Annotated in this window: 11 protein-coding genes; 7 read left to right on the top strand and 4 right to left on the bottom strand. The window is 70.3% G+C overall.

The features are described 5' to 3' along the window. Positions 1–123: 123 nt before the first annotated feature. On the bottom strand, positions 124–2,319 hold the full coding sequence (locus tag FRADC12_RS12230; RefSeq protein WP_052710870.1) for an MMPL family transporter: 2,196 nt from the start codon (positions 2,317–2,319) through the stop codon (positions 124–126). 525 nt (positions 2,320–2,844) lie between these two features. After that, positions 2,845–3,150, bottom strand: a complete 306-nt coding sequence (locus FRADC12_RS33070; protein WP_232303750.1) for a hypothetical protein — start codon at positions 3,148–3,150, stop codon at positions 2,845–2,847. Between the two features lie 34 nt (positions 3,151–3,184). Here FRADC12_RS33070 and FRADC12_RS33065 point away from each other — a divergent pair, with 34 nt between their 5' ends. After that, a complete protein-coding gene (locus FRADC12_RS33065) occupies positions 3,185–3,631 on the top strand; it encodes a hypothetical protein (RefSeq protein WP_232303749.1) in 447 nt (148 codons plus the stop codon). Positions 3,632–3,657: 26 nt separating this feature from the next. On the opposite strand, the gene FRADC12_RS12220 is transcribed toward FRADC12_RS33065, so the two are convergent. Then, positions 3,658–4,587: a pseudouridine-5'-phosphate glycosidase gene (locus FRADC12_RS12220; RefSeq protein ID WP_045876736.1), complete on the bottom strand. Its 930-nt coding sequence runs from the start codon at positions 4,585–4,587 to the stop codon at positions 3,658–3,660. 259 nt (positions 4,588–4,846) lie between these two features. Here FRADC12_RS12220 and FRADC12_RS12215 point away from each other — a divergent pair, with 259 nt between their 5' ends. The 3 genes from FRADC12_RS12215 to FRADC12_RS12205 all read left to right on the top strand — a co-directional run bounded on the left by FRADC12_RS12215 (position 4,847) and on the right by FRADC12_RS12205 (position 6,607). Then, entirely contained in the window at positions 4,847–5,572 is a 726-nt protein-coding gene (locus FRADC12_RS12215; protein WP_157488824.1) for a hypothetical protein, read from the top strand. A 226-nt stretch (positions 5,573–5,798) separates the two neighbouring features. Then, entirely contained in the window at positions 5,799–6,245 is a 447-nt protein-coding gene (locus FRADC12_RS12210; protein ID WP_045879482.1) for a hypothetical protein, read from the top strand. Further along, positions 6,242–6,607: a DUF5615 family PIN-like protein gene (locus FRADC12_RS12205; protein WP_045876734.1), complete on the top strand. Its 366-nt coding sequence runs from the start codon at positions 6,242–6,244 to the stop codon at positions 6,605–6,607. Before FRADC12_RS12210 ends, FRADC12_RS12205 begins: the two co-directional genes overlap by 4 nt. Positions 6,608–6,843: 236 nt before the next feature. Here FRADC12_RS12205 and FRADC12_RS12200 read toward each other — a convergent pair whose 3' ends face one another. After that, the gene (locus FRADC12_RS12200; RefSeq protein WP_045879481.1) at positions 6,844–9,099 is read right to left on the bottom strand and encodes a (Fe-S)-binding protein; all 2,256 of its coding nucleotides are present in this window, start codon (positions 9,097–9,099) and stop codon (positions 6,844–6,846) included. Between the two features lie 750 nt (positions 9,100–9,849). Here FRADC12_RS12200 and FRADC12_RS12195 point away from each other — a divergent pair. The 3 genes from FRADC12_RS12195 to grpE all read left to right on the top strand — a co-directional run bounded on the left by FRADC12_RS12195 (position 9,850) and on the right by grpE (position 13,918). Continuing rightward, on the top strand, positions 9,850–11,046 hold the full coding sequence (locus FRADC12_RS12195) for an NERD domain-containing protein (RefSeq protein WP_045876733.1): 1,197 nt from the start codon (positions 9,850–9,852) through the stop codon (positions 11,044–11,046). Between the two features lie 359 nt (positions 11,047–11,405). After that, positions 11,406–13,235: a molecular chaperone DnaK gene (gene dnaK, locus FRADC12_RS12190; RefSeq protein WP_045876732.1), complete on the top strand. Its 1,830-nt coding sequence runs from the start codon at positions 11,406–11,408 to the stop codon at positions 13,233–13,235. Next, the gene (gene grpE, locus FRADC12_RS12185; protein ID WP_045876731.1) at positions 13,232–13,918 is read left to right on the top strand and encodes a nucleotide exchange factor GrpE; all 687 of its coding nucleotides are present in this window, start codon (positions 13,232–13,234) and stop codon (positions 13,916–13,918) included. The genes dnaK and grpE overlap by 4 nt, the downstream gene beginning before the upstream one ends. The last annotated feature ends 84 nt before the right edge of the window (positions 13,919–14,002 follow it).

Here is a 14,002-nt window from a genome sequence, read left to right as displayed (position 1 = left end):
TCCTTGTTCCGCGAGGGAATCCGGACGATCCGGACAGCTTGGACGACGACCATAGCGGTGTAGATAGTTCGCGTTCAACGAGCCTGTGCCGGGGTGCGTGGTTGTCGGTGCATCGATCCGGGCCTAGGGGACGTCCTCCGAGACGACGACTTCCGGCGTCACGAGGTCGATGGGCGGGGTCAGGGGCCGGCTCAGGCGGCTGGGCCACCACATGGTGCGGCCGAGGTCCAGGGCCAGCGCCGGCACCAGGACCGAGCGGACGACCAGCGTGTCCAGCAGCACCCCGAAGGCGACCAGGAAGCCGATCTCGGCGAGCTGCACCAGCGGGAAGATGAACAGCACCGAGAACGTCGCCGCCAGCACCACCCCGGCCGAAGTGATCACTCCGCCGGTGACGGCGAGGCCGCGCAGCACGCCGGTGCGGGCGTCGGTGTGCGTCGCCTCCTCGCGCACGCGCGTCATCAGGAAGATGTTGTAGTCGACGCCGAGCGCCACCAGGAAGATGAAGCCGAACAGTGGCAGCGACGGGTCGGCGCCGGCGAAATGGAAGACCCCTCGGAAAACCAGCGCCGACACCCCGAGCGATGCCAGGAACGACAGCACCACGGTGAGGATCAGCACCAGTGGCGCGACCGCCGCGCGCAGCAGCAGGCCGAGGATCACCAGCACGACGGCGAGCACCAGCGGGATGACGAGCCGCCGGTCGCGCATCGCGGCGCGGGCGATGTCGTGGTTCACCGCCGTCGTCCCGCCGACCAGCGCCTCGGCACCCGGCACGGCGCGGACCCTGGCCCGCAGCCGGTCGATCGTCGCGGCGGTCGCGGCGCTGTCCGGGTTGTCGCGCAGGACGACCAGGAACTGGGTGAGCCCTTCGCCGGTGCCGTCGACGACCGCGGTGGCGACCCCCGGAGTCGCGTTGATCGCCCGGCCGAGCTCGGCCGCCTTGTCGCTGGAGCCGATCACGAACGTGGGGGCGCTCGCGCCCGGTGGGAAGTGGGCCGCGATGCGCGCTTCGCCGGTGATCGAGTCGATCGGCTTGCGGAACGCCCCGCGGTCGGTGAGACCGATGTGGAACGTGACGATGCCGATCGTGAGGCCGGCGAGGACCGCGCTGGTGACGAGCCAGATCAGCCGGGGCCGGCGGGCGATCGTCAGCCCGGCCCGGGCCCAGGCGCCGACGACGTCCGGGCTGCCGGCGTCCTCGAGGCTCGTGGTGACGGCCGGCGCTGCGATCCGGGGGATGGCCGGCCAGAACAGCCGCCGGCCGCAGATCACCAGCAGCGCGGGGAGCAGCGTCCCCATGGTGACGAACGCCACGGCGATGCCGACCGCGCCGACCGGTCCGAGCCCACGGTCGGAGTTCAGCTCACCGAGCAGCAGGCACAGCAGGCTGAGGACGACGGTGCCGGCCGAGGCCAGGACCGCGGGGCCGGCGCGCAGCAGCGCGACCCGCATCGCGTCGGTCGGGGCGGCGTGCCGGGTCAGCTCCTCGCGGTACCGGGCGATCAGCAGCAGGGCGTAGTCGGTGCCGGCGCCGAACACCAGGACCCGCAGGATGCCCGCGCTCTGCCCGTTGACCGTCAGCCCGCCGTGCCGGGCCAGCAGGTAGATGATCGCGGTCGCGGCCTGGTCGGCGGCGCCCACGGCGACCAGCGGCACCAGGCACAGGAACGGCCCCCGGTAGACGACCAGAAGGATCAGCGCGACGACGGCCGCGGTCACGAACAGCAACGGCGTCTCGACCCCGCGAAACGTCGTGTACGTGTCCACGATGACGCCGGCCGGGCCGGTGACCGACGTCTCCAGTCCGGGTGGGGCCAGCGTGCGCACGATGGCGCGCATCCGGTTGATCTGGTCCGCGAAGGCGTCCGCGTCCGCGGACTGCGCGATCGGGACGATCATCAGTGCGGCCCGGCCGTCCGGGGCCGGTGCGGCCGGGGTGACGGGACCGGCGGCGAAGGGTGCCAGCTTGGCGCCGGCGGTGGTCATGGCAGCTCGATCGGCGTCGGTCAACGTCCCGGTTGGCCGGGTGAAGACGACCACCGCCGGAATGGCGTCGCCACCCGGCAGCTGGCGCTGGGCGGCGAGCACCTGCGTCGACTCCGCGCCCTGCGGCAGGAAGGCCGCGGCGTCGTTGGTCTGCGCGTTTCCCAGCCGCCCGGAGAGCGGCGTCGCGACCAGCGCCAGCGCGAGCCACAGCCCCACCGCGACCCAACGGCCCCACCGCCCGATGGGCCATTCGGCGAAGCGCTCGAGCCGGGCGCGGGACCGCCGGGCCGCCGCGTGGGCGGACTGAGCGGAACCCCCCGACCGGCGCATGCCCACGACCCCCCACCGAAAGCGTCCCGCACGTCACGACATCTCCAGGGTTTCGCCCGGGCTCACCCGGCCCGGGCTCACCCGGCCCGGGCTCACCCGGCCCGGGCTCACCCGGCCCGGGCTCGCGCGGCCCGGGCTCGCGCGCCACGCCGCGTGCCTGACCCGTGGCGATCGCGCCCTGTGGTTGGCTGCACCGGGAGCGCGCACCCTCCGCGCCGGTCCGTCGTCGTAGGCACGCAAGGCAACCTATGAGGTTTGACGGCACCCGGATTGCGTGCGGCCGGCTTTCTGGTGGTTGGCGCCCGCGCTCGCGGTGCCTTTCGGCTCCGGCGCGCCGTCTTGACCGCATGAGCGGTTACGCGGCAACGCCCCGCTCCGCCCGTCTCGCGCCCGCCGTTCGGGCACCCGGAGAAGAAGGCGGCCGGCTGGCTCCCTACGCTTCGACTGGGACCAGTCGGTCTGGATTGGCCGGTCCTGACGGGTTCGGCCGGCCTGGCCCGGTCGGTGGATGGGGATGGGGAAAGGTCATATGCCCTCGACGGCACGCAGGACACGGTGCGCGATCGCGCTAGGGGCAGCGGCCATCGTGGCCGCGGCGGCGGGATGCGGGGTGCTCGGCGGCTCGAAGTCCCCGAGTGACAGCCCGACGCCCACACCCGAGACCTCGACCGCGCCGGCCTCGGCAAGCGCGGCACCGGCCTCCGCCGCGGCCGGATCGTCGGTCTCCGCGCAGGCCAAGGACTTCGTGCTGACCACGAGCTCCGGGTTCAGCGGGTTCTCGGCCACCAGCAGCGGAGCGGACTCCAGCGGCGGCACCTCACCGCTCGCCAAGCTCGCCTCCTGCCTGGGCGCGACCGGGTCCGCCGTGCGCGACGGGTCGCTCGACCGGGCCGAGAGCACCCACCTTGTCAACAAGACCACCGGCATCACCCTCTGGTCCGACGCGCAGGTCGTTCCGGCCGGGCAGCTGGACCGGGACACTGGGCTCCTGCGTGACCCGAATTTCACCGACTGCGTGACCTCACAGACCCAGAAGGACGCGATTGCGTCACAGCAGGCGGCCGGCAACCAGCTGATCGACCCGGAGGCGGTGACGAGGGGCGCCCCACTGCCGACCGGGGCGCTGGCGCGCACCTCCGTGGTCGTGCTCGGTGGCAGCTCGTCAGGTGGCCAGATGCAGCTGTTCTACGACACGATCTACCTGGGATCGGGCCAGGTCGAGGCGCAGCTGCACCTCGTCGGCACGATCGACCCGCCAAGCGAGGACCTGATCAGCGTCGCGGTCAAGCAGCTGACGGCCAGGCTCGGCTGAGGCGATCGGCCAGGACCGGGCGCTGCCTACCCGCGGCGGCTGTAGGCGGTGGCGATGGCTGCCGCCACGGTCGCGTTCCCTCGGACGACCGCGAGGTTGACCTCGAGGCTCGCGCCGGCGGTCTCGCGGTGGAACGCGGCCAGCAGGAAAGGGGTGACGGCCTTGCCGCGCAGCCCGGCCCGGCGGGCGGCGCCGAGGGCGTCGGCGAGCACCCGGTCGTGTAGGTCACGGTCCAGTGCGTCGGCCTCGGCGACCGGATGGGCCACGATGACCGCCCCGGGCGTGCCGAGCTCGTCGGCGGCCGCCATCACCGCGGCGACCTGGCCCGCGTCCTCTACCCGCCAGTCGAGCCGGTAGCCCGTGCCGGGTAGGTAGAAGCCGGGAAAGTCGGACGTCTGCCAGCCGAGGACGGTGACGCCCAGTGTCTCCAGCCGCTCCAGGGTCGCGCCGACGTCGAGGATGGACTTCACTCCGGCGCAGACGACCGTGATCGGGGTCGTGGCCAGCGTCGGCAGGTCCGCCGACTCGTCATAGCTGAAACCGCCGCTGTCCTCGTCGCCGCCGCGATGGACTCCGCCGAGGCCGCCGGTCGCGAACACCCGGACTCCGGCCCGGGCGGCGAGCCAGGCCGTCGACGCGACGGTCGTCGCGCCGGTCTGGCCGAGTGCGGTGGCCGGCGCGAGATCGCGCACCGACAGCTTGAGGATGTCCGTGGCGGGATCCGTGATCCGCTCGCGGGCCGCCTCGTCGAGACCGACGGTCGGCACCCCGTCGAGCACCGCGACCGTCGCGGGAACCGCGCCATGGTCGCGCACCAGCTGCTCCAGCTCCGCGGCGAACTCCCTGTTGCGCGGGGCCGGCAGCCCGTGGGCGAGCAGCGTCGACTCCAAGGCCACCACTGCCCGCCCCGCGGCCAGCGCGTCCTGAACCTCGGCGGACACCTCGATCTCCGGCATGTCCGCACGATAGGCCCCGATGCGGGGGTGATCCGGGCTGAGAGGCCCACGTCACCCACGGGGCCGTCGGACGTGGCCCCCTGCCCTCCGCGAGAGTGGCGATGGCCAACAGAACACGAATGCCACCCGCACTTCATCGTGATTCCCAAAGAATCAGTAAGGGACTCGTGAACTGGTAAGGTGGTGGTAAGGATTGAAGTCTTTCTGATGACATACATTTTGCTGCTGGAAGGTGTGGTCTGCGGCTAGCCTTGCCCACATGGATTTTGGCGGAAAAAAACACTCGTTGCGTGGTGGACGGCATTTCCTCAGAGTTGTCGTTCCCGCTGGTTTCGCCGCGCTGGGTCTGGCGCTGACCGCCTGCGGCAGCGCCGGTTCGTCCCCGTCCGCCGCGGCCGCGGGGCCGAAGCTGGACCCCTCCGCGTACGTTCTCACCAGCGGGTCAGCCGCAACGAACGGCTACAAGGCGGAGCCGAACTCCGACACCACCGAAAGCACGGCCTTCCAGGACCCGGTCCCGAAGTGCATGCACCTGTCCAGCGGCGGCCTTGGCCCGGCCTCGACCGCCCACGCCAATGGCGACATGTTCAGTGACGACGACGGCACCGCGATCGAGTCGGGCGCCCGGGTGTTCGCGTCGGCCGACACCGTGACCAGGCATGTCGACCTCGTGCACCGGGCCGACTTCCCTGACTGCCTTGCCCAGGCGGTGATGGGTGAGCTGAGCAAGTCGGGAGGCATGAGCGGCGCGACCGTGCGCAGCGCGACCGCCCAGCCGCCCCCGCGCGGTGCGACCGCGCTGACCAGGATCATCTTCAACGTCAGCGCGAGCGGCGACACGGTGGAGGTGAACGTCGACCTGATCAGCATCTTCCGCGGCCGGGTCGAGTCCGTCATCCTCGTCGTCAACCCGCTGACGCAGGTCAGCACCGACACCCTGACCGCCCTGTCCGGACAGGTCGTCGGCAAGCTCGCCAACCAGTAGCCCTTCCCTCCGCGACGTCCAGCCCGGCCTCGGCCGTCAGAGCCCGGCACCTCCCGGCTCGGCGGCTGGGGCACTGTCGCACCGCAACCAGGTGCGCGGTGGAGGGCACCGGCTCGGCTTCGCCCCATATCGAAAAACTGTCTGTGCCAACAGTGTCGATGTCGACAGGTGCGTGGGGGGCATCATCGTGCTGGACGCGCTTTCTCGACCCAACTACGTTGTAGTCATGGCGAAGCGTCATCCGATCCCGGTTCGGTTTGACGAGGCCGTTGCTGCACGACTCGCGGCCTTTGCGGCGACTTACCCAGGTTTGTCGCTCTCCTCGGCCGGGAAACTCTTGATCGATGAGGGACTGCGGACGCACGAGCACCCCGGGATCGTGTTCCGCAACGGCGCTACGGGCCGCCGCGCGGGCTTGGTCGGCGGCCCCGACGTGTGGGAGGTCGTTCGCGCCGTGCGGTCGGCTCGTGCCGCGGAACCCGAGTTGGACGAAAACGAGGTTCTGGGCCTGGTGTGTGACAACACCGGACTCTCGCTGCGGTTGCTGCGTACCGCGTTGCGCTACTGGGCCGCTTATCCGGATGACGTCAACGCGGAGATCAAGGCCGCCGACGATGTCGAGCTCGCGGCCGAGCGGGCGTTTCAGCGCGAGCAGGAACTGTTCGCACGGTGAGCCGGCCGCTGCTGCTGGACGAGATGCTCAACCAGCGGATAGGCAGGCAGCTCACCGATCTCGGCTACGACGTCCGCTGCGTCGTGCTGGAGCCAGTGCTCCTCGGTCTGCCCCACGACGAGATTCTGGCCGCCGCGACCCTCGAGGGTCGCGCGCTCGTCACTCTGAACGTCAAGGACTTCGTCCGCCTGGACGCCCAATATCGCGCGGCAGGCCGCTCCCACGCCGGTCTCGTCCTCGTCTCGACGAAGATCTTTCCTCTGGACGCCCGCTTCATCGGCGCGGTCGGCCAGGCGCTGGAAAAACTCCTCGTCGAGCCCATGCACCTCGGGCCGGACGCGGTGCTCTTCCTTCGGCGCTGACCCGGGCGGCGCTACCTGGAGGTCGGGCATCAAGGGCCGCAGAGCTGGCGGTCGCCGCGGTCGGCGAAGGGGCGATCACGGGGCGTCTGGCGGGCAAGGTCGCGATCGTGACCGGAACCGGGATAGGACAGGGCAGGTCGACGGCCTCCCTTGTCGCGGGCCTGCCCGGCCCAAGCTGGCCCAGGGCCGCGAGCTCGGGCCAGCCGGACTGGCCCGAGCCTGCCTGCCGGCCCTGATCAGCTCATCGGGGCGGGCTCCGCGCCGGGGGCGTCCTGGGTGGGCGCTGCCGGGGCGGCCAGGGAACGGGCGAGGAGCTGGGAGACGTCGAGGACCTCGACGGACTCCTTCGCCGTGCCGGCCAGCTTCTGCTCGGTCACCGCGTCGGACAGCATGACGATGCAGAACGGGCAGGCGGTCGAGACGACGTCGGGGTCGAGGCCAAGCGCCTCCTCCACCCGGTTCGTGTTGATCCGGGTGCCGATCTTCTCTTCCATCCACATCCGCGCGCCGCCGGCGCCGCAGCAGAAGCCGCGGTCCTTGCACCGGTGCATCTCCTGGCCGCGCAGGCCCGGAATGGCTTCCAGGATCTCCCGGGGCGGGGTGTAGACCTTGTTGTGCCGGCCGAGGAAGCACGGGTCGTGGTAGGTCACCGACGACTCGATCGGGGTGATCGGCACCAGCTTCTTCTCCTCGACAAGCTTGCCGAGCAGCTGGGTGTGGTGGACCACCTCGTAGTTGCCGCCGAGGCCCGAGTATTCCTTCGAGAGGCTGTTGAAGCAGTGTGGGCAGGTGGCGACGATCTTCTTGACGCCGGTCTCGTTGAGCAGCTCGATGTTGGCCTTCGCCATTTCCTGGAACAGGTACTCGTTGCCCAGGCGGCGAGCCGGGTCACCGGTGCAGGACTCCTGCGAGCCGAGGATCGCGAACTTCACGCCGGCCATGTCGAGCAGCTCGGCGAACGCCCGGGAGACCTTCTTCGCCCGGTCCTCGATGGCGCCGGCGCAGCCGACCCAGAACAGGTACTCGACGTCCTCGGGAATCTGCTCGCCCGCATCGATGATCTTTACCTCGAACGGCAGGCCGTCGGTCCATTCGGTGCGGCTGCGCGGGGAGACGCCCCACGGGTTGCCGTTGTTCTCCAGGTTGCGCAGCATGACGCCGGCCTCCGACGGGAACGCGGACTCGATCATCACCTGGTAGCGCCGCATGTCGACGATGTGGTCGACGTGCTCGATGTCCACCGGGCACTGCTCGACGCAGGCGCCGCAGTTCGTGCACGACCACAGTACGTCCGGGTCGATGACGCCGCCCTCTTCGGCGGTGCCGACCAGCGGCCGCTCGGCCTGCGCCTTGCCAGGCTCCGAGACCCGGGCGAAACCCGACTCGGGAACGCCGTGGACCTCGTGCTCGGGGTGCTCGTGGCCCTCGCCCGGCGCGTGGTCGTGGCCCTCGTGGGCCTTGGCGGCCGCGGCGTCCCAGGCGGCGTCACGCGATTCCGCGTCGGTGCCACCGAGCAGGTATGGCGCCTTCGCGAACAGGTGGTCGCGCAGGTCCATGATGATCAGTTTCGGCGAGAGCGGCTTCCCGGTGTTCCACGCGGGGCACTGGCTCTGGCAGCGGCCGCATTCGGTGCAGGTGGAGAAGTCGAGCATCGCCTTCCAGGAGAAGTCCTCGACCTTCCCCGCGCCGATGATCGGCTCGTCCTGCTCCATCAGCGTCTCGATGTCCGGCGTCGTGCCGAGCGCGCCGAGCGCCTTCGGCTCCCGCTTGAGGACGACGTTGACCGGGGCCAGGAAGATGTGCAGGTGCTTCGAGTACGCGACGAGCACCAGGAAGCCCATGATGATCGCGAGGTTGATCAGCAGGAACGTGGTCTCGATGGCCTCGTTCGCGGTGTGGCCGAGCGGCGAGAAGACCCGGCTGACGACGTAGGACGCGAAGGCCCACTTGGTCTTGCCCTGCGGCAGGTTGCCCGTGTTCCACTGGGCGCCGCGGTAGATCAGCAGGGTCACGATGACCGCCGTGATCATGCCAAGGATCATCCAGGCCGGCCCGGTGTGCGAGCCGTAGAACCGTGACTGGCGCTCGAGGCGGGCGGGCGCCTTCCTGATCCGGATGGCCGTGAACGTGGCCAGGCCGGCGAGTACCGCGACGGCGAAGAAGTCCTCGATGAACCCGATCCACGCCCAGTGCCCGAAGCCGGGGATGTGGAAGTCGTCGTCAAAGAGGCCTCCGAAGGCCTCGATGATCGTGAGCATCAGGACGGTGAAGCCCCAGAACGTGAACGCGTGCGCGAGGCCGGGCACCGACCACTTCAGCAGCTTGCGCTGACCGCCGACCTCGCTGATCTCACTCCAGATCCGGGTCGGGATGTCGTCCAGACGCCCTTCTGCTGGCTGTCCGGTCTGGATCAGCCTGAACAGCCAGAAGAATCGCCTTCCGGCAATCGCCAGGGCGATCAAGGTGATCGCCCCACCGATCGCGATCCTCAGCGCCATCAGTCTGGTCCTCCTATGCTCCGCGAACGGGGCGTAGCCTACTCGTACCCATCGGTAACTTGGGCCTCGAAGTGTCCCGTGCCACCCGCCCGACCCGGCCAGGATCCCAACCCCTGACCGCTCCCACCCCAGACTTCCACGTCATGCGGCAACAAGCGCGGGGAGGGCGCCCCGCGCCCCGGACCTCCCCGATCGCCGACCACCCAGATCCACTCCGTCGATCCGGTAGGAACCCTGCCGTCGATCCGGCAGGGACCCCGAGACGGAGCGTCCGGCGGGCGCTCCGCGCCCGTTGGGGACGATCGCTCCACGGCCCGCTGCGACCGGCACGAGTTGTCCGGCGCCCTTCGCCGCGATTCGGTTCATCCGGGTGGGCAGGCCATCCTGTTTGAGGGATCATCGACCTAGCCGCGACCGGGCGGGCGGCCGGCCCCGCCGGCAGGCGGCCGGGTCGGCAGGTCGCGGCCCCGAGGGTCTGGTTCGGCCATCGACGTCCGCCGGCCGCTGCTACGCTCAGTCGCAACAGAGACCACAAATGGGAACACTGCTCACTGGGAACGCTGCTCACTCGGAACACTGCTCACCGGGAACGCTGCGGGCAGGGATTCAGCGAGCAGAGATCCCGCGCACCGCATGTCCCCACCCTGGCCACGTGGCGCGCCCAACCGCCATTCGCGCCAGGCCGGAAGACCTCATGGGCCCCAGTACCGAGCCCCGACAACCCTGCGAACCACGGTGGGCACGATGGCGACGATCACCAGGCCGGCTACGACGAACACCAGGACCGGGCAGCCGGGTTCCTACCTCTATTCGGAGTATCGACGCGGCCGCGAGCATCAGGCCCTGGTCCGCCGGGACCGGCTCGGCCGGGTGCTGCCACGTTCGCTCGCCAAATCGGTGCCGGTCGGGCTGCTGGTCTGCCTGGTCCTGACCTTCGGCGTGGGTCTGCCCGGTGGCGTCGGGTTCGCGGTCCTCGCTCTGATCGTCGTCGGGTGGAGCTCGGTCATCGTCGCGTCGGTGTTCGGGCGCGACAACGAGATCGAGACGATGCGCCTCAGCGCCGAGGCCGAGCGCAAGACCGCGCGGGCGCTGGCCCGGCTGCGGCGGGCCGGCTGGACCGTCCTGCACGATCTTGAGGTACCGAGCGCGGACGCCGTCGTCGGCCATCTGGTGATCGGCCCGGCCGGCGTGCTGGTCATCAACAGCGAGCCGCGCAAGGGCGTCGTCCGCTACACGAAGAAGGTCGCGACCGTCGACAGCGAGCCGCTCACCGCGGCGATCGAGCGGGACGCCTTCCTCGGGACCCAGATCAAGGCCGAGCTGCAGGCCAGAATTCCGCTGATCAAGCTGTCCGTGTACCCGGTGATGGTGATGACCGAGGCCGACGTCCTTTGGAAGGACGGCGCGGTCCTCGGCGTCACGATCATCAACATCCGCCGGATCTTCGACTTCGCCCGTGACCGGCCGCGCCGGCTCAACCCGGTCGAGGTCAAGGAGGTCGTGGCCGCGGCGAGGACGCTGTTCCCGCCGTTCGTCGACAACCGGTCGCTCGAGCAGGTGACGATCGGCCGTGACCAGTGGCTGATGCTGATGGAGACGCTGCACGCGATCCGCGACCGCGACGGCGACGCCACCGACCTGCTGGACCGGCTGGCCACGCTGGAGGCTCAGCTGTCCCGGGGGGGCGACGGCTTCGCCAGGGTCGGCATCCCGCCCGGCCCGGACGACTCGCCGGGCATTGAGGAGTTTCCCGAGCCGGCGGACCGCGACGGGCCCGGCTCGCCGGACGACCGCGACAGCATCATCCGCTCGCTGCGCCCGATCGGCCGGGGGGTTCCCCGCCGCCGGCCAGGCGGCCGCCCCAGCCTCGCCTCCGTCCGCTCGGAGTCGGACCCGCCCGCCACGGGCACGGACGATACGCCGGGTGGCCCGGAAGTCTGACCGCCGGGCGTTCGTCCGGAACCCGCTGTGCCGTAATGACTGGACGGCGCGTCACCGCTTGGTGACGCGCCGTCGCGTTATTTCGCCCTTGGGCGTGGATAGCCGTCGGGAAGAGAAGCCGGCTCTGTAAGGTTGAGCCAGTGAGACTCAGGTTCGAGCGCTATAGTGGGAAGACGATCCTGAGTGGACCACACTCAATCCATTGGGTCCGTACCGTCGGCTGACTTAGAGTCAGCGTTCAACGGCCTCGCGGCCGGATCGACCGTCTCGGTCGGCCCCGCGAACGGACCCACAGACCGAAACGGCGGCCCCGCGTACGCAGACGTGGCGGGTGTCATCAGATCGAGAGGCACACAGACATGGCACGAGCGGTCGGCATCGACCTCGGCACCACGAACTCCGTCGTGAGCGTGCTTGAGGGTGGCGAGCCAACGGTCATCGCGAACGCCGAGGGCTCGCGCACGACCCCGTCGGTTGTGGCCTTCGCGAAGAACGGCGAGGTCCTGGTCGGCGAGGTCGCGAAGCGTCAGGCGGTCACCAACGTCGAGCGGACGATCCGGTCGGTCAAGCGCCACATGGGCACCGACTGGAAGATGAAGGTCGACAACAAGGACTTCACCCCGCAGCAGATCAGCGCCTTCATCCTGCAGAAGCTGAAGCGCGACGCCGAGGCCTACCTGGGCGAGACGGTCACCGACGCGGTCATCACCGTCCCGGCGTACTTCGACGACGCCCAGCGGCAGGCCACGACCGAGGCCGGCACCATCGCCGGCCTGAACGTCATGCGGATCGTCAACGAGCCCACCGCCGCGGCCCTGGCCTACGGCCTGGACAAGGGGGAGAAGGAGCAGACGATCCTGGTCTTCGACCTCGGCGGCGGCACGTTCGACGTGTCCCTGCTGGAGATCGGCGACGGCGTCGTGGAGGTCAAGGCCACCCACGGCGACACCCACCTCGGTGGTGACGACTGGGACCAGCGGATCACCGACCATCTGATCAAGACCTTCCAGGGCCAGCACGGCGTCGACCTGGCGAAGGACAAGATGGCGCTGCAGCGGCTGCGCGAGGCGGCGGAGAAGGCCAAGATCGAGCTCTCGCAGTCGACCCAGACCACGATCAACCTGCCGTACATCACCGCGTCGGCCGAGGGCCCGCTGCACCTGGACGTCTCGCTGACCCGGGCCGAGTTCCAGCGGATGACCCAGGACCTGATCGACCGTTGCAAGATCCCGTTCCAGCAGGCGGTCAAGGACGCGGGCATCAAGGTCGCCCAGATCGACCACGTCGTCCTCGTCGGCGGCTCCACCCGGATGCCGGCCGTCGTCGACGTGGTTCGTGACCTGACCGGTGGCAAGGAGCCGAACAAGGGCGTCAACCCGGACGAGGTCGTCGCCGTCGGCGCGAGCCTGCAGGCCGGCGTCCTGAAGGGCGAGGTCAAGGACGTCCTGCTGCTCGACGTCACCCCGCTGTCCCTGGGCATCGAGACCAAGGGCGGCATCATGACCAAGCTGATCGAGCGCAACACCACGATCCCGACGAAGCGCTCCGAGATCTTCACGACGGCCGAGGACTCGCAGCCGTCCGTCCAGATCCAGGTCTTCCAGGGCGAGCGCGAGATGGCCGCCTACAACAAGAAGCTCGGCATGTTCGAGCTGACCGGCCTGCCCCCGGCGCCGCGCGGCGTGCCGCAGATCGAGGTCACCTTCGACATCGACGCGAACGGCATCGTGCACGTCTCGGCGAAGGACCTCGGCACCCAGAAGGAGCAGTCGATGACCATCACCGGCGGCTCCGCGCTGCCGAAGGATGACATCGAGAAGATGGTCCGCGACGCCGAGCAGTACGCCGAGGAGGACAAGCAGCGCCGCGAGGAGGCCGAGACCCGCAACCAGGGTGAGTCGCTGGTCTACTCGACCGAGCGCTTCCTCGCCGAGAACGGTGACAAGGTCGAGGCGACCATCAAGGCGGACGTCGAGGAGAAGCTGGCCGATCTGCGCGCGGCCACCGCGGGCACCGACATCGCCGCGATCCGCACGGCCACCGAGGAGCTCGGCAAGGCCAGCACCGCGATGGGCCAGTCGATGTACGCCGAGGCCCAGGCCGCTGGTGCCGCCGGCGGCGCCGCTGGTGCCCAGGCCGACGACGACGTGGTGGACGCCGAGATCGTCGATGAGGAGGGCAAGCAGTGAGCTCGCCGCACAACGCGGGCTCGGCCGAGGAACCGCCGGTCGTGGTGCGCGACCGGCGGCGCATCGACCCGCGCAGCGGGGAGGTCCGCGCCGGGGCGGCAGCCGAGGCCGCTGCCGGCGGCGAGTCGGCGGCGGCCGGGGCGGCCACCGGCGGGTCCGGCGCCACGGGCGACGCCGAGCTGCTTTCGTTGATCGAGTCGCTGAACCTCGCGGTGCAGGAACGTACCGCGGACCTGCAGCGACTGAAGGCCGAGTACGACAACTACCGGCGCCGGGTGGAACGGGACCGCCAGATGATCGCCGAACAGGCGACCGGACGGCTGCTCGGCGCCTTGCTGCCCACCCTGGACGACATCGGGCGCGCCCGTGACCACGGCGACCTGGAAGGCCCGTTCAAGTCGGTGGCGGAGTCGCTCGAGGTGGCATTGGAAGGGCTCGGCCTGGAGCGTTTCGGCGCGGTCGGCGACGAGTTCGACCCGGTGCTGCACGAGGCGCTGATGCACTCCTACCGGGGCGACGTCACGGCACCGACCTGCGTGCAGGTGTTCCGGTCGGGCTACTCGATGGGCGGCCGGGTGCTGCGCGTCGCCCAGGTCGCCGTGGCCGAGCCGGCCGACGAGCCAGAGCCCGCCGACTCGGCGGGCACCGACGCCCCGCCGCCAGCGGACGACACCGACGCGTGAGATCGTCTCGCCCGCGACCCGGCCCCCGGAGCTCCGTGCTCGAGCCTCGCTCGACAATCGGAGCGACGGGTGCCGGGGCGGTGG

This window comes from Pseudofrankia sp. DC12, from assembly GCF_000966285.1.
Classification (GTDB): Bacteria; Actinomycetota; Actinomycetes; order Frankiales; family Frankiaceae; genus Pseudofrankia.
This window is presented reverse-complemented; position numbering and strand designations above follow the sequence as displayed.